Below are 23,111 nucleotides of genomic sequence, written 5' to 3'. Positions count from 1 at the left end.
TATAGCCAGATAAAAAGAATGGCGGAGAAAGGCTGAGAACCAGAAAAATCAAAGATAGAACGATGGAGAATGACAGAGTCAGGGGCTGTTGACTCAGCTGGTGGATAGAAGAACTTCTGAAAGCGAGGAAAAACATAAGATGAAATTTGCAAATAGAATGGACCGGTTTGGCGAGGGCGTATTCTCCATGCTGGCACAGATGAAGAAGAAAAAGCTGGAAGAGGGAGAGACGATCGTAGATCTGAGTATCGGCGCGCCGAATATTGCACCAGCACCTCATATTTTAAAAGCGCTCAGCGATGCCTGCCTGGTGCCGGAGAATTACCTGTATGCAATTCAGGATCAGCAGGCGCTCTTGCAGGCAGTGTCTGACTGGTATGAGCGCCGCTATGGGGTGAAACTGGATCCGGAGACGGAGATCTGCTCTCTGCTTGGTTCCCAGGAGGGACTGGCGCACATCGCACTTTCGATCGTGGACGAGGGCGATGTGGTTCTGGTGCCGGATCCGTGCTATCCGGTCTTTGCGGATGGTCCGTCGCTGGCGGGGGCAGAGCTTTACTATATGCCGCAGCGGGAAGAAAATCACTACATCATTGATTTGAAAGAAATTCCGGAGGAAGTGGCACAGAGAGCGAAATTTATGATTGTCTCCTACCCGAACAATCCGACGGCAGTGCTGGCACCGGACAGTTTCTATGAAGAATTGATCGCATTTGCAAAGAAATATGATATTATCGTGCTGCATGACAACGCCTACAGTGAACTGGTATTTGATGGAAGAACCTGCGGAAGCTTTCTGCGTTTCCCAGGAGCGAGAGAAGTCGGAGTGGAATTTAATTCCCTGTCAAAGACCTATGGACTGGCGGGGGCACGTGTCGGCTTCTGCGTGGGAAATAAGGAAGTTGTCAGTCATCTGAAAACGTTGAAATCCAATATGGATTACGGTATGTTCCTGCCGATCCAGAAGGCAGCGATCGCGGCGATTACCGGTGACCAGAGCTGTGTGGCTTCGACCAGAGCTGCTTATGAGAGACGGCGTGACTGTCTGTGTGATGGTCTTGCATCGATCGGATGGAAGATGGAGAAACCGGAGGGAACGATGTTTGTCTGGGCACCGATTCCGGCTGGATTTAGCGATTCGATGGAATTTGTAAAAACGTTATTTGAAAAAACAGGAGTTCTGGTGACACCGGGAAGTGCGTTTGGTCCATCGGGAGAAGGACATGTGCGGATGGCGCTGGTGCAGGATGAAGATGCGATCGCGCTGGCGGTACAGCGGATTGACGCGAGCGGAATCTTAAAATCAGAGCAGTAAAGGCGTAAGCGCATAGAAGAGTCAAGCGAATACAGGGATTGATAGATGAATACAGGAAAAAATATCCGGGAAAAACAGAAAGCACTGGGAATGGCATGGATCTGGCATGTGATCTTAATATTATACATTTTATTTATCTACTCCAATTCCATGCGCCCGGCAGTGCAGTCATCGGCGGAGAGCGGACGGGTTCTCCGGCTTTTGCAGAAGCTGGCAGCAGATACCGGAATAGCCGTACCATGGCTGACCGAGCATATTGTGCGCAAATGTGCTCATTTTATTGAGTATACAGGATTGGGGATTTTGCTGCGGCAGAGTGCTCTCTGTGTGCGTGTGAACGGAGCTATTTTGGAAGAAATGTGGACAGAGGATCCGGCTGATGGGAAAGATAGGACTGGGAGAATGCGTGCGATGGCACCGTGCGGGTCTGTATGGCTGGAAATCCACCGCATCGCTATATTTGCGGTTCCATTTCTGGATGAGACGATTCAGTTGTTTACCGAGGGGCGTTCTGGTCAGATCAGCGATGTGTGGCTGGATATGGCAGGAGCGCTGACCGGAACGTTGCTGTATCTGGCGGCGGGACAGATATATTTACGAATAAAAAAGAATGAAAATGGATAACACATGGAGAAAAATATGCCGGATCGAAATATAAAAATCACCCTGCAGTATGACGGAAGCCGCTATGACGGGTGGCAGAAACAGGAAAATACAGACAAGACAATTCAGGGAAAACTAGAACAGATTCTTGAAAAAATGGCAGGTCAGCCGGTTGAAGTACACGGTTCCGGGCGGACCGATGCAGGTGTCCATGCCTGGGGGCAGACGGCAAATTTTCATCTGCCGTCATCCTGTGATGAAATGAGTGCAGAGGAGATAAAGGCGTATATGAACCGCTATCTCCCGGATGATATCGCTGTTTTATCGGCACAGGAGGCGGGAACGCGTTTTCACAGCCGTTTAAATGCTGTTTCCAAGACGTACTGCTACCGGATTGAGACGGCAGCGAAGAAAAATGTATTTGAGCGCCGATATGTGTACGGTCTGGGGGAACCGCTGGACATAGCGTCTATGAGACGGGCGGCTGCGTATCTGACGGGTGAGCACGATTTTAAAGCATTCTGTTCGTTGAAACGGATGAAAAAATCGACGGTGCGGAATCTCACTGCTATTGAGCTGACCATGCAGGAAAGTGTGTGCGAACTGCATTTTCGTGGCAATGGCTTCCTATATAATATGGTAAGAATCCTGACCGGTACACTGATCGAGGTAGGACTTCATAAGCGGACACCGGAATCAGTGGCGGAGGCGCTTTTTTCCTGTGACCGAGCGCTGGCAGGTTTTACGGCGCCGCCGGAGGGGCTTTTTCTGGAACGGGTCGAGTATGAATAAAGCTGCATTGATTTTTGCCAGCTGCCGTGAGGAGCTGGACAGAAATCAGAAAAAATTCATAACAAATGCAATAAGAACTGGTTTCTTTGCATTAAGTTATATAGAAAGGAAATTTCGTCCATGTTTTTGACGGGGCTTTTAACGACCATGGAAGAGCCGGTCGCCTATGATAAGATGAGCGATGAAAAGCTGCTTCTGCGAGTGGCAGAGGGAGATAAGGCGGCATTTCAGCAGCTTTATCAGAATACGGATAAAACTATATACGGTTTTATTCTATCGATTTTGCGGAATCCGCAGGACTCTGAGGAGGTCATGCAGGAGCTTTATTTAAAGGTCTGGACTTCGGCTGGAAGCTATCAGTCGCAGGGCAAACCGCTGGCGTGGATGTTTACGATCGCTAGAAATCTTTGCTATATGCGCTTCCGTGACCAGAAGCATGAAGCGGATATCGGGCTTTCGGATCTTTCTGAGATGGAGACAGGGGAATTCTGTCCCCAGATAGAGGATGCTGCGGATAAGATGGTATTACACGCAGCACTCAAAATATTAAATGAAGAAGAACGGCAGATTGTACTTCTGCGGACATCAGCGGGGTTAAAACATCGTGAGATCGCGGCAGATTTGGAGATGCCGCTGGCAACGGTGCTTTCCAAGTACAACCGTGCTATGAAAAAACTGAAAAAACACCTGAGAGAGGAGGGAGTACATTGACCGATCACTCTGAAACAGCGTGGGAACAGGATGAGATTGAGTCACATCTGCGATCGGCGATGGATGCCCTGACTCCCAACGTATTCGATAAAATCGATCTCTCGACGCCACAGGAGATCTATGTAAAACCATCCCGCCGTGTACGGATGTACCGCCGGATGCGGACCGTGGCGATGGCAGCAGCCGCCTGCCTGTGTGTGGCTGTGTTAGGAGGCGGTGTTTCATTTTACCAGAATCACCGTGTCGATTCGGTGATTGGCATCGATGTCAATCCGAGTATTGAGCTTTCCGTCAACCGGAACGAGAAAGTATTGCAGGCGAATCCGCTTAATGAGGATGCGGAGACGATCCTGGATGATATGAATTTGAAAAATGTAGACCTTGATATTGCGGTCAACGCATTGATCGGTTCGATGGTCCGGAACGGTTATCTGGATGAACTGGACAATGCGATTCTGGTTACCGTGTCCAATGAGAATGAGGAAAAGGCATCATCTTTGCGTCAGGATGTCGTAGGGGATGTAGAGTCTTCCCTGCAGGAACACGCGGTACAGGCGGTTGTCTATGACCAGCGGATGAAGGTAACCGGGGAGATTCAGGATCTGGCGGAGAAATACAATATTTCTTATGGAAAAGCGTATTTTCTGCGAGAGCTGATTCGGGATAACGACCTGACCGAAAATGATATGAAAAAATTTGCCGGTATGACGATGGAAGAGATTGCGCGGGAGATCGCGGATCGTGCTTATACGGTAGGTTATTCGAAGACGGACAGTACCATTGAGACGGATGCGGCTCTGGTTCGTGAGGTGACATTGCCGCAGACCGAGGAAGAAACCTTAGCGGAGACGACCGTGGAAAGCACCGGTCAGCCGGAAAATGAACCGACGCCGGCAGAACAGCCATCGACTGCAGTACGCCCGGTGGAGACAACCGCCGCAGCAGATGAGGACGAGGAAGAAGTCGATTCGGGAGGCAAGAAAGCGAAGATTGACTATGTAGATTACGAGAGCGGTTCGCTGAACATCGTTTTTAAGGAAAAGGTTAAATGGAAAAATCCGACCGTGTCGGTGGTAGATCCGGACGGTCAGAGCTATTCGGCGAGAATCACGGACACAGGCGGAACCTCCTGTGAGATTCACGTCAAAGGGCTTCCAGCCAATACGGAGTGCACGTTTACGCTCGGCGGAGTGGCAGTGCGGGACGGCGGCTCCTTTGGTACGGTAAAAGGCTATTTCGAGACGCCGGATATTGCGGATGATCTGATTGATGAGGATGACGACGATGCGGATGATGAGACAGTGGAGACAAAGCCGTCCGAGACATCCCGCGCGCCGGAGACGCTGACAGAAGCAGTAAAAGAGAGCACGCACTCGGAGACAGAGTACAGTCAGATGGAGACAAAGCCGACGGAAAAAGAAACGAAGACAGATGCGGAGTCAGCTAATTAAAGCGGAGTGTATGAGGATATATGATTCCTGCTGCCTGAACCATGATATGTCTGGAGTTACCAGAAGTTGGATTCGGGCAGCAGGAATTTTAAGAATCATTAGAATTATTTGCAGGAAGCCTCGTGACGGAAAAATATCCGGGGCATTACGAGACTGTAAAATGTTTCGAACTGGTAAATAATTATAATTGTTCAAAAAAACATAAGTGTTTGAAAAAAATACTTGACGAAACAAAAATTTATGATATAATAATAAATGTGGCTGAGACAGCTATGAAATAAAAGATTGGGCTATCGCCAAATGGTAAGGCAACGGACTCTGACTCCGTCATTTTCAAGGTTCGAATCCTTGTAGCCCAGCTATTTTGAGACAGTGAGGATGATTCATCCTTGCTGTTTTTCTATTATCTTTTCTATTTTTTTTCTGATTGGTAGATTCTTAAAGATTCCAACGATTGACAAATTCCCTAAAGTACAATAGACTTATCTGGAAACATAATTGAGAAAAAGTTTCAATAGTATTTTTCTCTCTATGCTTTGCTTCAAAATCAGGCGGATGTAGAAGTCTGATGACATACAATGAGTTTGACTAATGAAGAGAGATGGAGGCAGAGAATGACATTAAAGGATTTACCAATAGGAAAAACTGCAACCGTTCGGACAGTTGGCGGAGAAGGTGCACTGCGGCATCATTTTCTGGATATGGGATTGATTCCGACTGCATCGGTTACGATGGTAAAATATGCGCCGATGGGCGATCCGGTTGAGGTGCGGATTCATAGCTATGAACTGACGTTGCGCCTGGCGGATGCAGAGAAGATAGAGATTGAGAATGTACGCGAGGCAGGAACCGAAGCAGCGGACAAAAAGGAACATGGGATTCCGATGGCGCGCGCGATCGATCACCCTGGACTCGGAGAAGGTGGAAAATACCATACAAAGGCGGAGGAACACCCATTGCCGGATGGCACCGTTCTGACGTTTGCCCTGGCAGGTAATCAGAACTGTGGCAAAACGACGCTTTTTAACCAGCTGACCGGATCCAATCAGCATGTGGGGAATTTCCCGGGTGTGACGGTGGACCGGAAGGATGGCACGATCCGCGGACATGAAAATACGAAAGTGACCGACCTGCCAGGAATCTATTCCTTATCGCCATATTCGAATGAGGAGCTGGTGACGCGTCAGTTTATTTTGCAGGAGCACCCGAAGGGAATCATCAATATCGTGGATGCGACAAACATTGAGCGCAACCTGTATCTGACCATGCAGCTTCTGGAACTGGATATTCCGATGGTTCTGGCGCTTAATATGATGGACGAGGTGCGCCAGAACGGCGGTTCTGTCCGTGTCAACGAACTGGAGGAAGAACTGGGGATTCCGGTTATCCCGATCTCAGCGGCAAAGAATGAAGGAATCGGAGAGCTGATCGATCATGCGCTTCATGTAACGCATTTTCAGGAGAAACCGGGACGGCAGGATTTCTGTGATGCGGATTATCACGGTGGCGCGGTGCACCGCTGCCTGCATGGTATTATGCATCTGATCGAAGATCACGCGCAGAATGCGGGTATTCCGGTGCGCTTTGCTGCATCGAAGCTGGCAGAAGGCGATGAGGAGATTGAGGCGCGTCTGAATCTGGACACGAATGAAAAAGAGACGCTGGAACATATTATCTGCCAGATGGAGAAGGAACGCGGGCTGGATCGGGCAGCTGCGATTGCGGATATGCGGTTTGGTTTTATCGAAAAAGTCTGCAGGCAGACAGTCGTCAAACCGAGGGAAAGCCGGGAACACCAGCGAAGTGTGAAGATTGACCGTCTTCTTACTGGAACCTACACGGCGATTCCGGCATTTATTGCAATCATGGGTCTGGTATTCTGGCTGACATTTAATGTGATTGGCGCGGTCCTTTCAGATGGTCTGGAACTGGTGATTGGATGGCTGACAGAGCGGGCAGACGCAGCGCTGACAGCGGCAGGTATCAATCCGGTGCTCCATTCCCTGCTGATCGATGGTGTGTGCAATGGTGTCGGAAGTGTTTTGAGCTTTCTGCCGATCATTGTGACGCTGTTTTTCTTCCTGTCGCTTTTAGAGGACAGCGGTTATATGGCACGTGTGGCGTTTGTGATGGATAAACTGCTTCGAAAGATCGGTCTTTCCGGACGGAGCATCGTGCCGATGCTGATTGGCTTTGGCTGCACGGTACCAGGAGTCATGGCAAGCCGGACGCTTTCTTCGGAGCGGGATCGAAAAATGACGATCCTGTTGACTCCGTTTATGAGCTGTTCCGCCAAGATTTCGATTTATGCGTTTTTTACCGCTGTCTTTTTCCCGCATCATGGGGCGATTGTTATGATTGCACTTTATCTGTTGGGAATCCTGATGGGAATTTTGATGGCAATGCTTCTTAAAACAACTTTATTTAAGGGTGAAGCCGTTCCGTTCGTCATGGAGCTTCCGAACTACCGGATGCCGGGGGCGCGCAATGTCGCCCAGCTTCTCTGGGAAAAGGCAAGGGATTTCCTGCAGAAAGCATTCACAGTTATTTTTGTGGCGACGATTTTAATCTGGTTCCTTCAGACATTTGATCTGCACCTGAATGTTGTGTCCAATTCCCAGCAGAGTCTTCTGGCGGTTATTTCTGGTGTGATTGCACCACTGTTTGCGCCGATGGGATTAGGCGACTGGCGTGTCTGCACGGCACTTCTGACCGGATTTATGGCAAAAGAGAGTGTTGTATCAACGCTGTCGGTTCTGTTCGGGACGACTCAGAGCCTGCGTGACATTCTGACCCCTCTTTCAGCGGTCAGTCTGCTGGTTTTCTGCCTGCTCTATACGCCGTGCGTGGCAGCGATTTCATCGGTCAGACGCGAACTGGGCGGAAAATGGGCTTGCTTTGTCGTGGTGGCGCAGTGCGTGATTGCGTGGATTGTAGCGTATGCGGTCTATCTTTTGCTAGGGATGGTAATGTAGGTTTTGACTGAAAGTGAACCAAGGAAAAATTTCAAGCAACAAAAGGAGCTGCTGTTTTATTCTTTTTATGGGTTTACAGTAGACAACATTTTAGAAAAATGTTTATAATAGTAGGAAGTGAAAAAATAGACAGGAAAGTAACCGGATGGACAGTCATTCGAAAAAATGGATCTGTTTTTATCGAATAGAACCAGGAGGCGGGGACGGAGTTAATGCAGACGATCAATGAAGACATCAAAAATGGCACATTTAAGCCGGTTTATCTGCTATACGGCGAAGAGGCGTTTTTGAAGCAGAGTTATAAAAAGAAGCTGCGGGCGGCGATCTCGGGCGATGATACGATGAACTACAATTATTTCGAGGGAAAAGGGCTGGATGTGAACGAGCTGATCAGTCTGGCGGACACGATGCCATTTTTCAGCGAGCGGCGTCTGATTCTGATCGAGGACAGCGGATTTTTCAAGACTTCTTCGGAGGCGCTGGCGGAGTATCTGCCGATGATGCCGGACACGACCTGCATCGTATTTGTGGAGGAGGCGGTCGATAAGAGAAACAAACTCTACAAAAAGGTCAAGGATCTGGGTCACATTGCGGAGATGAAGCGGCAGGACAGCGCGCAGCTCGCCAGATGGGCGGCGACGATCCTGGCGCAGAATGGGCGGAAGATCACGCCGTCCACGATGAATCTCTTTTTGGAGCGCGTCGGCGATGATATGGAAAACATCCGGATGGAGCTGGAAAAACTCATTTCCTACACGATGGGCAGTGAGGTAGTGACGGCAGAGGATGTGAAAGTCATCACGACCGTGCAGATCACGAACAAGATCTTCGACATGGTAGCGGCGATCACGGCGGGAAAGACGAAGCGGGCGATGGATCTGTACGAAGACCTGCTGACACTCAGGGAGCCGCCGATGCGGATCCTGTTCCTGATTGCCAGACAGTTTAACCAGCTTTTGCTGGTGCGAGAATTGCAGGCGTCCGGCGCAGACCGGGGGACGGTTGCCTCGAAATTGAAAGTACCTCCGTTCGTAGCCGGAAAGCTCAGCAGCCAGGCGGCGGCATTTACGAAAGAACAGCTCATTTCCTATGTGCAGACCTGCGTGGATGCCGAGGAGGCAGTCAAGACCGGGCGGATGGGCGACCGGCTGGCGGTGGAGCTGCTGATCAGTCAGCCCAGAAGTTCCGTGCGCTGATTCTAAAGGGCAGTGCCAGCATCAGAATCAGCGGTTCTTCGGCCGGACCCGGCTGGAAAAGAAGCAACAAAAAACCATTATTCTGTCACACCCACAGAATAATGGTTTTTTAATTTGGGTTAATTTTTAATATATAATTCGAAAGATCCGCTCTGGATAATTAAGCCAGAGTATTTACAGCCTTGGAAAGACGGGATACTTTGCGGGAAGCTGTATTCTTGTGGTATACGCCCTTGGAAGTAGCCTTGTCGATCTCGCTGGTAGCAGCTAATAATGCAGCCTGTGCAGCAGCCTTATCTTTTGCAGCAACAGCAGCTTCTACTTTCTTAACAGCAGTTTTAACTTTGGATCTGATAGCCTTGTTTCTTGCAGCTCTTGTCTCTGCAACTAAGATTCTTTTTTTTGCGGATTTAATGTTAGCCAATGTAGTGTACCTCCATCATAAATTCTTTTATTTTGATTCGTAATTCATTTTGTATTTGGTTTGCATTAAAGCCTGGACACGGACAGTTCAATGTAAACATACTATTACATTTTATCGAATAAAGGCAGTATTGTCAATATCTATTTGCCTGTTTTTAGGGAAAAATTCGGAAAAAATGAAAGGGGAGCTGAAAAAGCAGCTCTTGTCAAGTTGCATAAGCGGAATAAAAAATAAAAAAAATTGATCGTTCAATATGATGAAATTGTGAAAAAATAAAAAAAGTGCTTACACGAATGGAAAAAAGACGTTATAATAGCGAACCGTAACCCAAATCGAATATAGTTTGAAAAAACGCAGTGAGATTGCATACAGCAGTAGAGATCGAAACGAGTTTCCGATTTCTGCTGCCTTTTATTTTGTGAAATTTATCACGGACAGCATCTTGTGCGTGGGTGTGTCGGACTGATTTGCCGTTGCATCTGGATAGAAGCAATTATTTTATAGGAGGAGAATGAAAATGCCAAGAAATAAGAGAGAAAGTTTTATCTATTCCGTTATCATGTGTTTCACTATGGTACTCTGGATGAGTATGTACAATGTAACCCTTCATATGGGACATTTATCCTGGGAAACGATCCGCGAAGGATGGATCGGATTCCCGTTTGCATTTGTGTATGCGTTCCTGTTTGACTGGTTCATCGTGTCCGGTCCGGCGAAGGGAATTGCATTCCGTTACTTTGTATCGCCGGAGAGCAGCACACTTCGTAAAGTAATCACGATCTCCTGCTGCATGGTCGTCCCGATGGTATTTGTTATGTCCTTATATGGCGGTCTGGAAGCCTGCGTGAAATCCGGTGCGTGGAGCCAGCTGCTCATCATCTGGCTGACCAATATTCCGAAGAACATCATCATGGCGCTTCCGTTCCAGCTCATCGTAGCAGGTCCGCTGGTGCGCCGCGTGTTCCGTACCGCATTCCCGGAGGGAACCGTGCTGCAGGAACCGGTTATGTAGGGAGATAGCAGAAAATTTATATTATATAAAAAGAGGATATCTGGTTTTTGTATCATTATGGGTTCAGCAATACCGAAGCATAAAATACGCCGTCCCGCCATTCAAACCGTGCATCGCCGTGGTACTGTTCGGCGATCATGCGGATCGATTCGGTTCCGATGCCGCTTCCCGCAGGTTTGGTCGATACCAGTTTTTCATTCATCCAGGTAGGGCTGAATGCGCTGGTGTTGTCCGTGGTGATGGACAGGGTGGAGGTACCCGTCTGCACCGCGGAGAGACGGATGAAAGGCGGCGTGTTTTCAGAGCCGGAACACCCGGTCTCCCAGGAGAAAAAGTTGTAGCCGAAGAGCGCCTGACAGATGTAGAAAGCGGCGGCACGCACGACCAACAGATAATCGATGATAAATAAATATAGAAATAAAATCATTCCGCTCTCGGCGTCTACTATCAGCTTAAATAAAACGCCAAAGCAAGGGAGCGCGAGGTATTGCACCCATACACTGGACAAATCATCTACAATCGCGATTTTCAAAACAAAATCCCTCTTTTCTTCTGATTGTCTGGAAAAAGGCTGCTTACGCATGTTTCGAACCTTTTGATCCTAATATCATAAAGATGTTGGGGTCAAAAGGCATTTTGCCCCCTCTGATACCAGATTGCTCCGCACTATATGCTCCCGCAATCTTCAAAAACATTCGTAATTCGCTCATTTTTCTTGGAAAAATGGCTACTTACTCATGTTTTTGGCGGGTCCCAAGGTCAAAAATTCTCCTGCAAGCAAGCTTGCGTCGAACTTCTGACCTTTTGACCCTGGTATCATCATAAAAGTATCATAACATAAAAAGAAGCAAAAAAGGCATAGTTTTTACATCTTATGAAACAGACTTGATACGCTCTGCTGATCATGCGAAAATGTGTGATCGGCAGAGCTCTTTTTTGATGTCTGACAATCCCTTACAAATTTATGAAAAACCTATGAAAAATCCCCCCGCCCCCTCGCCAAGAGAAAAAAGTTATGTTATAATTTATGGAAGAATGCGTTTTTGGCGCAGCGGTTTCAGAAACGGGACGTATTGAACCGGAAGCCGCGGCATATATAAAAAAGGAACCATGTATGCTCAACGAAGACAAGATAAAATTAATGACCGAACTGGCACTGTTTGAGAAGAAGCATGCTTCCCAGATGAAAACAGTCAATCAGTATTTTAAAAGCGACTATATCAGCCGCAATCTGCTCCGGGGATTTATAAGCTATACATTGTGCAGCATACTTCTCTTTGGAATGTGGATATTATTTAATGTAGAAGTAGTTCTGAGTTCGATAGGAATGGATGAACTGAAGGGACTGGCTTTTCGAGGAGGAGCTTTATACCTCGGGGGGCTTTTTCTGTATGTCGTGCTGACGATCATCGTGTATGGCGGGCGGTATGAGTACGAGGAAAAGATGAACCGGATCTACATAGCGAAACTGAAACATCTGGATAAGCGCTACGATATACACCGGCGCGCCAGAAAAATGGAGAGAGAGAGGAGAGGCAGATGAGAGGACTCCTTGCAGGGAAAGAAGCACTCAAGGCTTTCTATGCGAGATACAGTGCATTTGTGAATGCATTCCTGCGTTTTATAACTGCCTTTGCGGCGGTGTTTCTGATTAACCAGAACATCGGACTGATGCCGAAACTGAGCGGCGGTCTGGTGCCGCTGTTTGCGGGAATTATATGTGCATTTCTCCCATTTGGAGCCATTGCGTTTCTGATTGGGATTTTTTTGCTGGCACAGCTCTTTGCAGCATCGATGGAAGTGGCGCTCATTACCTTGGTGTTCCTTCTGATCGTGGTGCTGCTGTATTACGGATTTCAGCCGGGTGACAGCGCGTACCTGATTGTAACGCCGATCTTGTTTTTTCTGAAGGTGCCGTTTGCAGTCCCGATGATTCTTGGACTGACTGGAAGCCTCGTATCGGTGATTCCGATGAGCTGCGGGATTTTTCTGTACTACGTGATTCTGTATGTGAAGCAGAACGGAAGCTTCCTGGCAGGCAGTGAGCAGACTGAGATCACGCAGATGCTGGCGCAGGTCATCAAAAACCTGCTGGCAAACCCGGCGATGCTTGTCATGATTGCGGCATGCTGCCTGGGGGCGCTGACGGTCTGTGTGCTCAAGAAACTGTCGATCAACTACTCCTGGGGGATCGCGATCGGAGCTGGCCTTATTTTACAGATTCTGGTTGTGTTTATCGGCGATTTCCGCTTTGGCGTTCCGGTGTCCGTGCCGGAGCTGATTGTAGGAATGATTGGTGCGGTTATTGCATCGCTGATCTATCAGCTGTTTGTTTTTTCGGTCGATTACAGCCGGACTGAGTACACGCAGTTTGAGGATGACGATTATTATTACTATGTGAAAGCGGTTCCAAAGATTGCGATCTCGAGGACGGATGTAAAGGTACAGGAAATCAATAAAGTAAAGAGAAGATAGACTATTTTATAAAAGAAACTTGTTGTTAAAAGAAATGCGTGACGGGTCATATGTACGTGACTGGTAACAGAAACGCAGCCCGAAAGGGAGGGAAAAGAATGGCAGAGATACTGGCGGAGATTTATTCGTGGATCTCGTTCGTACCGAAGATAACCTTTAAAAATTTAATAGAGATCGCGATTATAGCAATTCTGGTATATGAAATGCTGATCTGGATCAAAAATACGCGGGCGTGGACGCTTCTGAAGGGTATTGTTTTTATTCTTGCATTCTTTCTGGCAGCTGCGATCCTGGAACTGGATACGATTCTGTGGCTTCTGGAAAAGACGTCGTACATTGCGGTAACGGCGATCATCGTTATTTTCCAGCCGGAGCTGCGGAAAGCACTGGAGCAGATCGGAAGCCAGAACGTGCTGACGACGCTATTTTCAACGGATGATACGAAGAAAAATGAGGATTTCAGCGAAAAGACGATTGCAGAGCTGGTGCGTGCTTGTTTTGAGATGGGAAAAGTCAAGACGGGCGCCCTGATCGTCATCGAGAGGGGCACGCCGCTCGGAGAGATCGAGCGGACGGGCATCGAGGTCGATGGTATCGTGACGAGCCAGCTTCTGATCAATATTTTTGAGCACAACACACCGCTGCACGACGGCGCGGTCGTGATTCGCGGTAACCGTGTGACGGCGGCGACCTGTTATCTGCCGCTCTCGGACAATATGGATATCAGCAAGGCATTGGGAACCAGACACCGTGCGGCAGTCGGAGTCAGTGAGGCGACCGATAGCGTGACGCTGGTTGTATCGGAAGAGACAGGGCGTGTGTCGGTGGCTGTGTCCGGACGGCTTAAGAGTGTCAAGGATGGAGATGAACTGAGAGATATATTGTCAGTTCTGGTAAAACGGGAAACGGAAAACACAGGTCGTTTCAGAATATGGAAGGGAAGACGCAGAAATGAAAGAAAAGCTGACGAATAATCTTGCGATCAAGCTGATTGCCCTGTTCTGTGCTTTCTTTGTGTGGCTGGCGGTCGTGAATGTGGCGAACCCGATCAAGGTATCGACGAGGGAGGTTCCGGTCACGATCACGAACGATCAGGTGCTGGAGCAGGCGGATCTTGCCTATGATGTGGTAGGCAAAAAAACGGCGACGATCAGTTTCAAGATCCGGACGAAGGATGATTATAAGGTAAAGGCGTCGGATTTCAACGCCTATGCGGATTTATCGGAAATGTATGATGTGACGGGTGCGATCCCGATCCGAGTGGAAGTGGTGAACAATGAGGAACTGCTGGAGTCCACGCCGGTTGTGAAGTCCCCGGAGGTCATCAAGATCACGACCGAGGCGCTGCAGACCAAGGCATTTACGCTGAAAGCGTATCCTCAGGGCAAGGCGGCAGAGGGTTACGAGGCGGGTGAGGTGACAATGGTGCCATCCCAGGTGACGGTTAAAGGACCAACCTCCCTGATCGGACAGATCAGCAGCGTGGGTATCCGTTTTAATATTGACGGTGCTGCGGCGGATGTCGGTGGAACAGCAACACCGGAGTATTTTGACGCCAATGGAAATGTGCTGTCAGATTTGGGAGATTCTGTCAAGACGGTTGGCGGAGATGTCTCTTATACGATGCAGATCCTGAAAGTAAAAGAAGTACCGCTTGATTTTGACGTCAGTGGTGAAGTGGCGGATGGATACCGCTATACGGGTCCGAAGACGGATATCAAGTCGGTGTCTGTGGCGGGGCTTAAGACGGATCTGGCATCGGTCAGCACGCTCACGATTCAGGGACCGTCCCTTAATGTGCAGGGCGCGACGAAGAATGTGGAGTGCGAGATCGATCTGGATGATTATCTGCCGTCCGGGCTTACGATCGTGGGACTGGATAGCACGACGATCAACGTGACACTACAGGTCGAGAAGTTGATAGAGAAGACCTTTACGGTCAAACCGGAGGATGTGACTCTAAACGGAAAGAACAGCAGCTACAGCTATACCGTCGAAGATACGAAGATGGAAGTCAAGGTACAGGGACTTGAGGAGGATTTAAGCAGCCTGTCGGCGGCGAAGATGAATATCCGGGTCGATGTATCAGGCATGGGACTGGGCGAGCACACGGCAGCGGCGCAGTTCCAGCTGGGGGACGCGTATAAGATGCTGTCGGCGCCGGCTGTGACAGTGCGGGTCAGCGAACATGGAAGCTCCAGTGCCCAGACGACGGAAAGCACCGAGAGTGACCGTGGAGACACGGGCAGCCAGAGCAGTTCCAACCGGGAGAGCGGGGCAAGCTCGGCAAAAGAAAATGTGGATGCAGAGAGCGGCAATGCTGCATAAAGTATGGTATGCCATCCACAAATGAGGAGAAAGAAGTTAAACAATGGTAAAAGCAAAAATTAAATTAAAAAACCCGACTGGTCTGCATTTGAGACCGGCGGGAATCCTGTGTAATGAGGCGGTAAAATTCGATTGTTCTGTCCAGTTCCAGTTCCGTGGCACCGTGTCCAATGCAAAGAGTGTCCTGAGCGTGCTTGGGGCGTGCATCAAGAGCGGTGATGAGATCGAGTTTATCTGTGATGGAAAAGACGAGGAGGAAGCTCTGTCGGCGATGCTGAAAATAGTTGATGACGGGCTGGGCGAGTAGGGAAAACCGGTGCGGTAAAAGAATGTGTACAGACGTACAGATAGGATGAAACTATGATCGTTTATTTGGTTTGCTATGCGGCTTCGCTGCTTCTGGCGCTTGGCCGCCATTATCTTTTATCCGGCGCAGGGCTTCTGGCGGCGGCGGTGTATCTGTATGCGTCAGACTATATCCGGAGTGGAAATCTTCTGCATCTGCGGGGGATTTTCGCTCTTTCCTTTGTAGGTGGACAGGGACTGGCGTGTATGAAGCTTAGTTATTTAAGTCAGGCATGGAGTGCGGGAACGTGGCTGGGACTTTTGGCGGCGTTTGCGGGCTTTTATCTGGCTTTTTATTATCTGGAAGCATTTTCCGGTGAGGCGTCCGTCCGCGTGGGCGGTCATTCCGGCGCGGTGCAGCGCCGGGGGTTGGAATCTTATGCCGGAACCGTCTTTTTCTGCGCGGTGGCGCTGGCGGCGCTATCGGCAGGCTGTTTCGCGATCGAGGCGGTCTATATGGGCTATATTCCGCTGCTGCTCCGGGGCGTTCCGCATGCTTATTCCTATTTCCATGTGACCGGGCTTCATTATCTAACGGTGTCCTGTGTGCTGGTTCCGGCGCTCTCTGTGATCTATTTTTGCACCGAGGGCGGTCGCAGCCGGGGACGGCTGGTATGTATGCTTCTGGCAGATGCAGCGGCGGTGGCGATTCCGCTTCTGTGCGTGTCGCGCTCCCAGCTTCTGTTTGCGGTACTGCTGGCATTGATTACCTACATACAGATGGAACACCAGCTGAATCCGATTTATGTTGTTTTTGCGCTGGCAGGGCTGATTGTGCTCTACATTCTGCTGACGATCGCGCGCAGCCATGATACTGCCTACTTGAATACGGTTTTTGAGATGAAACGGCACCTGCCGATTTTTGTGACGCAGCCGTATATCTATATTGCAAACAATTACGATAATTTCGACTGTCTGGTCAAGGGACTTGTGAAGCACAGCTGGGGCATGAAGATGCTGGCACCGTTCTGGACGCTGACGGGACTCAAGTTTCTGGTTCCGTCGTTGACGGCATTTCCGTATTATGTGACGAAGGAAGAGCTGACGACGCTGACGATGTTTTATGATGCGTACTACGATTTCGGCATAATTGGCGTGTTCATCTTTTCTGCCATATTAGGAGCGGCGGCGTATCTGCTGATGCGGATGATGCGCCAGGTGCAGAATCCGATTACCTATCTTCTGTACGCACAGTTTGCACTTTACATGCTGTTATCGTTTTTCACAACCTGGTTCAGCAATCCGTCCACATGGTTTTATTTCGCGGTGACAGCGGTTGTGGCCTTTCTGGTATCGCATAAGGTTGCAGGGCGGTAAAAATATATGGATTAAGATATAAAAATGAAATAAAATCTGCTATAATAACAAAAAGACGACAATTCAGTAAGTTAAAGTGCTGCTTGTATACAGATAGAGTTGCCGCATGGATCAGTTTTACAGAAAAGAGGGCAAGCCAATGATTTCAGAAAAAATGATACCGCTTATGAAAAATAACTCCGCCATCCGTATGATGTTTGAAGAGGGCAATAAGCTGGCGGCGAAATATGGACGTGAGAATGTGTTTGATTTCAGCCTTGGAAATCCGAGCGTACCGGCTCCGGCAGAGGTAAATCAGGCAATTCAGGATATCGTAAAGGAAGAAGATTCCCTGTTTGTACACGGATATATGTCCAACGCAGGCTATGAAGATGTGCGCGAGACGATCGCTCAGTCGTTAAACCGCCGGTTCGGCACCTCCTTTCACGCAGGCAACATCCTGATGACGGTCGGTGCGGCAAGTGGTTTGAATGTCATTTTAAAGACCCTGTTAAATCCAGGAGAGCAGGTCATTACCTTTGCACCATACTTTGTAGAGTATGGTTCCTATGTCCGCAACTATGACGGCGAGCTGGTGGTTGTATCTCCGAATACGGTGGATTTCCAGCCGAATCTCGTTGAATTTGAGGAAAAGATCAACGAAAAGACCAAGGCAGTGATCATCAACACCCCGAACAACCCGACCGGCGTTATTTATTCCGAGGAAACACTGCAGAAGATTGCAGCAATTCTGGAAAAGAAACAGAAGGAATTTGGCACATCGATCGTGCTTCTGTCCGATGAGCCGTATCGTGAGCTGGCTTACGACGGCGCGGTTGTACCGTATGTGACAAAATATTACCGCAATACAGTGGTTTGCTACTCTTACAGTAAGTCTCTGTCCCTTCCGGGCGAGCGTATCGGTTATCTGGTAATCCCGTCTGAGATGGATGAGAGCGCAAACGTATTCCAGGCGGCAACGATTGCGAACCGTGTTCTGGGCTGTGTCAATGCGCCATCCCTGATGCAGAGAGTCATCAAGCGCTGCGTAGATGCGAATGTGAATCTGGAAGCTTACGACCGCAACCGTAACCTGCTTTACAACGGATTGAAAGAGTGCGGATTTTCCTGCATCAAGCCGGAGGGCGCGTTCTACCTGTTTGTGAAATCTCCGGTGGAGAATGAGAAGGAATTCTGCGAGGTATGCAAACAGTACAATGTACTGGTAGTACCGGGAAGTTCATTCGCGTGCCCAGGTTATGTGCGCATTGCATACTGCGTATCATATGGACAGATCGAGAGATCGCTTCCGGCATTCAGAAAGATTGCGGAACACTATAATCTGGTATAGCGAAATTGTATCATCGTCTTGGAAAGGAAAAGGATGAGATGAAACGATGTTTTAGAATGATTCTGAATATTGTGATTCCGCTCCTTGGTTTATGTCTGGTCATCTTTTTAGGTCCCAGACTTCTGCATTTTTTCATGCCGTTTGTGGTCGGATGGATTCTGGCACTTTTAGCAAATCCGCTGGTGCGGTTTCTGGAACGGCGCGTGAAGCTGGTGCGGCGCCACGGCTCGATGCTGATCATTATTGCGGCGCTGGCGATCGTGATCGGTCTTTTTTACGGGGCGGGTCTTCTGGTTTACCGGGAAATGGGAAGTTTTCTGGCGGATGCACCGGAAATATATCAGAGTGTGATCGCTGAGATCGGGGATGCATTGCAGAATGGGCGCAAGCTTGCAGAATATTTTCCGCAGAATTTACAACCGCCGCTGCTGGCATTTTCGGATAATCTGGATGGTCTGTTTGGAAAACTGGTATCGCGGGCGGCGGAACCGACCGTGCAGATCGCCGGACATGTGGCGAAGAGTATTCCGAATCTTCTGGTAAATATGGTCATTATTATCCTGTCTTCGTACCTGTTTCTGGCGGACCGGGAGTCCATCATGCGGTGGCTGAAAGAGCATCTTCCGGCATTTGTATTCCGCTATATCGAGTATATGAAACGGGACGCAAAGGGACTGATTGGTGGATATTTTCTGGCACAATTCCGTATCATGTGTGTGGTGGCGCTGATTCTCGCGGCAGGATTTTTGGTGCTGGGTGTCCGCTACGGTGTCCTGTTGGCGTTTTTGACGGCGATTCTGGATTTTCTGCCGATCTTTGGAACGGGAACGGTGCTGTTCCCATGGGCGGTTGTGAAACTGTTTGCGGGGGAGTATGCGTATGCGACCGGGCTTATCCTGCTCTACATCCTGACGCAGGTCGTCCGTCAGATCATCCAGCCGAAGATCGTCGGGGAGTCGATGGGATTGCCGCCTCTGATGACGCTGTTTCTTTTGTATCTGGGATTTAAGCTGCGCGGGCTGACAGGCATGATTCTGGCGGTGCCGGTGGGGCTTGTCTTTATCAATTTTTATAAATATGGGGCGTTTGATTCGATGATCCGGAATTTCAGGATGCTGATGGAGGCGATTCAGAAATTCCGGAGGGAAGAATAGGGGAGGTTTCCTTCTATTTCTATATAGTAAAATTCTCTTGGTAATTTAATCTGGATAAATTATGTGGCGTATCGCGATATTTTTTCTTATATGCCCGGAGGAACGCAGCATAATTGCGGAATCCGGATTGATAGCAGGCTTCTGTGACGGGGGTGCCCCGGCGCAGGAGCTCGTTTGCGTTTTGGAGGCGTTTTTCGGTCAGGTATTCGGTAATGGTGTAGCCGGTTTCCTGGCGGAAGAGACGCATCATGTGGTATTTGCTTATGTAAAAGCGGGCGGCGAGCTGGTCGATCGTATGGTCTTCTTCCGGGTGTTCAGAGAGGTAGCGCATGAGTTCCAGGATTTTTTCGCCGGAAGGGGAGGTCGGAACGTATTCCCGATGGTTTTCGGAGGCGGCGCGATCAAGATGTACCATAAATTCCAGGAATAATAAACGCAGAAGAAGCCCGGAGCCATAGCTGCTGCCACCAAGGGATTCAAAGTTAGCATTGTCTGTGCCATTGTCATTTGTACCACCTGCCTGATAGGCATTTTCCAGTCTTGACAGCGCCTCTAAGAGCGGCGTCATGGTAAGGGAACCGAGGCGCAGAACATCGGACTGCTGTTCTCTGGCAAGCTGGAAACAGAGGTCCAGCGCACAGTCAGCACAGGAGAATGCATCCAGACATTCCGGCGACAGGTAGAGGATGATGCGCTCATATCGGCTTTTGTATGGCACGACCGGCTTGTGCAGGCAGTGCGCGCCGACGAGGACGATGTCGAGCGGGCGGAGGTGGTAGGAACGGCCTTCCACGATGTAGTCCGCTTCGCCGTTTAACAGGATCAGGACTTTGTGGAAATCATGATAGTGGTAGGCAACCGGTGTATCCATCTGCCCGCGCAGGTGGAAGAGGCGGAATTCGTGGTTGAGGTAGCCGCGTTTTTCGTAGGCGGGGGATTCGTGGGTGGTATTTTCTGACATAAGGGGACTCCTTTTTTGAGTGTATTGCAGGTTGATTGTTGCGTGAAATTATATCTTGTATAAATGCATTGAGTTTGTTGTTTTCCTCTGAGATAAATATGTTTTGAAACACAGATATTTCATTTCTTAGTTCATATTATATAGCATTATATGCAATATTTAAAGCATGATTCTTCTATTAAAAGCTGCTATATTTTCCTAAAATTGAAATTAAAGAAAGAGTGGTTTCCAGAACGGAAGTAGAATAGAAATCATTGATGAAAGAATTTTATGGTATTGATTAAAATAGGCAGGAGGTATCGCGATGAAACAGGTTGTGCTTGAAAAATATCACTGTATGGGAAATGATTACCTGGTGTTTGATCCAAATAAGAATGATCTGGAATTGAATGCGGAGAATATCAAGAAGATGTGCAGCCGTCATTTTGGCATCGGCGCGGATGGCATTCTGGCGGGTCCATATCTGGGGGAGAATGATTTTTATGTACGCATCTACAACGCGGACGGAAGCGAGGCGGAGAAGAGCGGAAACGGCATGGGTATTTTTGCAAAATATCTGCGGGACGCGGGATATGTGCAGAAAACGACGATCTCCTGGAAAACGCTGGGAGGCGAGGAGACAGTCTTTTATCTCAACGAGGATGCGACCCGTGTGAAAATTTCGATGGGACATCCGACGTTCTGGAGCGATGAGATTCCGGTGACCGGCGAGCGGCGGGAGATGGTAAACCAGACGATGGTATTTGGAAAGATTCCGTATGTCACGACTTGTCTTTCAATGGGAAATCCGCACTGCGTCATCTGGATGAATGAGATTTCGAAGGAAATGGTGTGCCGGATCGGCGAGCATTCGGAAACATCCGAATATTTCCCGGAAAAGGTCAATACGCAGATTTTAAATGTCCTTGACCGGACGAATATCCAGATTGAGATCTACGAGAGAGGCGTTGGATATACGCTGGCGTCCGGAAGCTGTGCCTGCGCGGCGGCGAGTGCGGCATACCGCCTGGGACTTGCCGATCCGCATATGTACGTCCATATGCCGGGCGGCACGCTGGAAGTGGAAATCAAGGAGGACGGCATGGTTTATATGGTCGGAGAGGTCGGCTATGTGGGACATATCCAGTTGGGAAATGAATTGAGCGAACAGCTGCGGATTAAATAAAAAAGTATTTGACAGAAAAATATCGGACTGCTATATTTTATTTATAAAAATTGTGAAAAGAATGACAGGGGCATTCTCACACAGCAAAACGATCATAAACGTATGCTTGAAATTTTGGGGGCTGTATAGGCAGGAAAATTCTGGGCGTATATGAAAAGAGGGCGAGGGGGCTGACTGGAAACAGGGACAGCTGCCTCGTTTTTTATAGGAGGAAATGGCGATGGGAGAGAATACGAACCGATCCGAACCTTTTTTTGATGAAGATGTTGATTTGGTAAAGCTGCAGTTTACCGATATTTTTGGACAGTGCAAAATGGTCCAGATGACGCGGAGGCAGGCGGAAAAAGCGATGAAAGAGGGGTATGCAATCAACCGGTTTGCGCTCGGCGGCTTACAGAAAGCTGGGATCGAGGGCGCGGCGGCGCCGGAGTATCTGACGGACCAGAGCGAGAGTGTGGAATTGTACTTGAAGCCGGATGCATCAACGTATCAGGTTCTTCCGTGGGATTCCGGGCAGGAAAATGTAGCGCGCGTGATCTGCCAGGTCTGCAATGCGGATGGGACGCCGTCCTGGACGGATTCGCGTCATATTTTACAGGAAGCGGTAAAACGCGCCGAGAAGATGGGACTGGACTTTGATTTTGATTTCCAGTGTGAGTTTTATCTGTTTCACACGGATGATGATGGGAGACCGACGACGGTGACGCATGAGGTTGCCGGGTATTATGACGCGGGGCCGATCGATCTGGCAGAGGGCGTCCGCCGGGACATGGTTCTGAGCCTGGAGGAAGCAGGATTTGCGGTCGAGAGCACGCATCATGGTCTGACTGCCGGACAGCACAGCTTCGTCCTTCCGGCGCGCCGGGGCATTGAGGCAGCAGATTATTTACAGACGTTCAAGGCGGCGGTCAAACGGATTGCGAAACGCCACGGTCTGCATGCGACTTTTATGCCGAAGCCAAACATGAGCGGCGACGGCTCGGGGCTTCATGTGGGCGTGTCGATCTCTTCCAGACGGGGCGCCGAGGCGATGGCGCAGGCGAAGCAGTTTGCGGCAGGCGTGCTTAAAAATCTGAGCGATATGATGATTTTCACGAATCCGACCGTCAATTCATACAAACGTCTGGCGGCGGAGCGGAGCACGGTGTTCCAGCCGGAGTTCCCGGCGGCTGTGTGGGAAAAAGGAAGTGAAAAGGCAGTTCATGTGAAGGAAGACCGGAACGGACGTATTTCCGTGGAAGTGCAGTTCCCGGATCCGTCTGCGAATCCGTATCTGGCGCTGACGGCGATTCTGGCAGCAGGACTGGAAGGAATCGAGAAGGCGCTGGTGCTGGATGAAGAAGCGGGCGATGAGGATGCGCCGCGGTTCACGGAGACATTGGGGATATTGCTCCAGAAGCTGGATCAGAATGAATTTGCACACCGTGTATTTGGGGAAAAGTTCTGCCGGATGTACGGCGAGGGCAAGAAAGAGGAGTGGGAACGCTTCTGTGCCTATGTGACGGATTGGGAAACAGCGGAATATCTGTATCGTTGTTAGGGGGTACGAAATCGCAG

General features: G+C 49.2%; 21 protein-coding genes and 1 tRNA gene. 19 read left to right on the top strand and 3 right to left on the bottom strand.

Annotation, left to right across the window (positions count from 1 at the left end):
* The first annotated feature begins 139 nt into the window (after nt 1–139).
* From DWX68_RS12300 to holA, 8 genes are all read left to right on the top strand, one after another.
* Nucleotides 140–1,315, top strand: coding sequence for an aminotransferase class I/II-fold pyridoxal phosphate-dependent enzyme (locus DWX68_RS12300; protein ID WP_118523986.1), 1,176 nt, complete (start codon nt 140–142; stop codon nt 1,313–1,315).
* A gap of 45 nt (nt 1,316–1,360) precedes the next feature.
* Complete coding sequence (locus DWX68_RS12295) at nt 1,361–1,939, top strand: VanZ family protein (RefSeq protein ID WP_243022830.1); 579 nt, start codon at nt 1,361–1,363, stop codon at nt 1,937–1,939.
* A gap of 3 nt (nt 1,940–1,942) precedes the next feature.
* Nucleotides 1,943–2,710 (top strand): tRNA pseudouridine(38-40) synthase TruA, encoded by a 768-nt coding sequence (gene truA / locus DWX68_RS12290; protein WP_243027758.1) that lies wholly within the window; start codon nt 1,943–1,945, stop codon nt 2,708–2,710.
* A gap of 120 nt (nt 2,711–2,830) precedes the next feature.
* Nucleotides 2,831–3,421: a sigma-70 family RNA polymerase sigma factor gene (locus DWX68_RS12285; RefSeq protein WP_117795989.1), complete on the top strand. Its 591-nt coding sequence runs from the start codon at nt 2,831–2,833 to the stop codon at nt 3,419–3,421.
* The gene (locus tag DWX68_RS12280) at nt 3,418–4,872 is read left to right on the top strand and encodes a hypothetical protein (RefSeq protein ID WP_117795988.1); all 1,455 of its coding nucleotides are present in this window, start codon (nt 3,418–3,420) and stop codon (nt 4,870–4,872) included. The genes DWX68_RS12285 and DWX68_RS12280 overlap by 4 nt, the downstream gene beginning before the upstream one ends.
* 286 nt (nt 4,873–5,158) lie before the next feature.
* Nucleotides 5,159–5,231, top strand: a tRNA-Gln gene (locus DWX68_RS12275).
* A 255-nt stretch (nt 5,232–5,486) separates the two neighbouring features.
* A complete protein-coding gene (feoB, locus tag DWX68_RS12270; protein WP_117795987.1) occupies nt 5,487–7,847 on the top strand; it encodes a ferrous iron transport protein B in 2,361 nt (786 codons plus the stop codon).
* Nucleotides 7,848–8,059: 212 nt separating this feature from the next.
* Complete coding sequence (gene holA, locus DWX68_RS12265; protein ID WP_107001255.1) at nt 8,060–9,043, top strand: DNA polymerase III subunit delta; 984 nt, start codon at nt 8,060–8,062, stop codon at nt 9,041–9,043.
* Between the two features lie 160 nt (nt 9,044–9,203).
* Here holA and rpsT read toward each other — a convergent pair whose 3' ends face one another.
* Entirely contained in the window at nt 9,204–9,467 is a 264-nt protein-coding gene (gene rpsT, locus DWX68_RS12260) for a 30S ribosomal protein S20 (RefSeq protein ID WP_022358531.1), read from the bottom strand.
* A 517-nt stretch (nt 9,468–9,984) separates the two neighbouring features.
* On the opposite strand from rpsT, the gene DWX68_RS12255 reads away from it, so the two are divergent.
* The gene (locus DWX68_RS12255; protein WP_118629683.1) at nt 9,985–10,479 is read left to right on the top strand and encodes a DUF2798 domain-containing protein; all 495 of its coding nucleotides are present in this window, start codon (nt 9,985–9,987) and stop codon (nt 10,477–10,479) included.
* 55 nt (nt 10,480–10,534) lie between these two features.
* Here DWX68_RS12255 and DWX68_RS12250 read toward each other — a convergent pair whose 3' ends face one another.
* On the bottom strand, nt 10,535–11,011 hold the full coding sequence (locus DWX68_RS12250; protein ID WP_182431258.1) for a GHKL domain-containing protein: 477 nt from the start codon (nt 11,009–11,011) through the stop codon (nt 10,535–10,537).
* Between the two features lie 495 nt (nt 11,012–11,506).
* Between DWX68_RS12250 and DWX68_RS12245 the strand changes: the two genes are divergently transcribed.
* From DWX68_RS12245 to ytvI, 8 genes are all read left to right on the top strand, one after another.
* On the top strand, nt 11,507–12,022 hold the full coding sequence (locus DWX68_RS12245) for a hypothetical protein (RefSeq protein ID WP_243023758.1): 516 nt from the start codon (nt 11,507–11,509) through the stop codon (nt 12,020–12,022).
* Complete coding sequence (locus DWX68_RS12240) at nt 12,019–12,954, top strand: ABC transporter permease (protein ID WP_117795983.1); 936 nt, start codon at nt 12,019–12,021, stop codon at nt 12,952–12,954. Before DWX68_RS12245 ends, DWX68_RS12240 begins: the two co-directional genes overlap by 4 nt.
* Before the next feature lie 98 nt (nt 12,955–13,052).
* On the top strand, nt 13,053–13,928 hold the full coding sequence (gene cdaA / locus DWX68_RS12235; RefSeq protein WP_107001251.1) for a diadenylate cyclase CdaA: 876 nt from the start codon (nt 13,053–13,055) through the stop codon (nt 13,926–13,928).
* Nucleotides 13,906–15,282 (top strand): CdaR family protein, encoded by a 1,377-nt coding sequence (locus DWX68_RS12230; RefSeq protein WP_118570472.1) that lies wholly within the window; start codon nt 13,906–13,908, stop codon nt 15,280–15,282. The genes cdaA and DWX68_RS12230 overlap by 23 nt, the downstream gene beginning before the upstream one ends.
* Before the next feature lie 43 nt (nt 15,283–15,325).
* Nucleotides 15,326–15,589: an HPr family phosphocarrier protein gene (locus DWX68_RS12225; RefSeq protein WP_107001249.1), complete on the top strand. Its 264-nt coding sequence runs from the start codon at nt 15,326–15,328 to the stop codon at nt 15,587–15,589.
* A 53-nt stretch (nt 15,590–15,642) separates the two neighbouring features.
* Complete coding sequence (locus tag DWX68_RS12220) at nt 15,643–16,944, top strand: O-antigen polymerase (RefSeq protein ID WP_118629681.1); 1,302 nt, start codon at nt 15,643–15,645, stop codon at nt 16,942–16,944.
* Between the two features lie 139 nt (nt 16,945–17,083).
* Nucleotides 17,084–18,274, top strand: a complete 1,191-nt coding sequence (locus DWX68_RS12215; RefSeq protein WP_107001247.1) for a pyridoxal phosphate-dependent aminotransferase — start codon at nt 17,084–17,086, stop codon at nt 18,272–18,274.
* A gap of 56 nt (nt 18,275–18,330) precedes the next feature.
* Nucleotides 18,331–19,428: a sporulation integral membrane protein YtvI gene (gene ytvI / locus DWX68_RS12210; RefSeq protein WP_243027755.1), complete on the top strand. Its 1,098-nt coding sequence runs from the start codon at nt 18,331–18,333 to the stop codon at nt 19,426–19,428.
* A gap of 19 nt (nt 19,429–19,447) precedes the next feature.
* Here ytvI and DWX68_RS12205 read toward each other — a convergent pair whose 3' ends face one another.
* Complete coding sequence (locus DWX68_RS12205; RefSeq protein WP_118629677.1) at nt 19,448–20,389, bottom strand: AraC family transcriptional regulator; 942 nt, start codon at nt 20,387–20,389, stop codon at nt 19,448–19,450.
* Between the two features lie 304 nt (nt 20,390–20,693).
* Between DWX68_RS12205 and dapF the strand changes: the two genes are divergently transcribed.
* Together dapF and DWX68_RS12195 are read left to right on the top strand one after the other, a co-directional pair.
* Entirely contained in the window at nt 20,694–21,554 is an 861-nt protein-coding gene (dapF, locus tag DWX68_RS12200) for a diaminopimelate epimerase (RefSeq protein ID WP_022358537.1), read from the top strand.
* 220 nt (nt 21,555–21,774) lie between these two features.
* On the top strand, nt 21,775–23,094 hold the full coding sequence (locus tag DWX68_RS12195) for a glutamine synthetase family protein (protein WP_118629675.1): 1,320 nt from the start codon (nt 21,775–21,777) through the stop codon (nt 23,092–23,094).
* Nucleotides 23,095–23,111 lie beyond the last annotated feature (17 nt).

This window comes from Clostridium sp. AF20-7, assembly GCF_003479275.1.
In the GTDB taxonomy this organism is placed as follows: domain Bacteria; phylum Bacillota; class Clostridia; order Lachnospirales; family Lachnospiraceae; genus Otoolea; species Otoolea fessa.
This window is presented reverse-complemented; position numbering and strand designations above follow the sequence as displayed.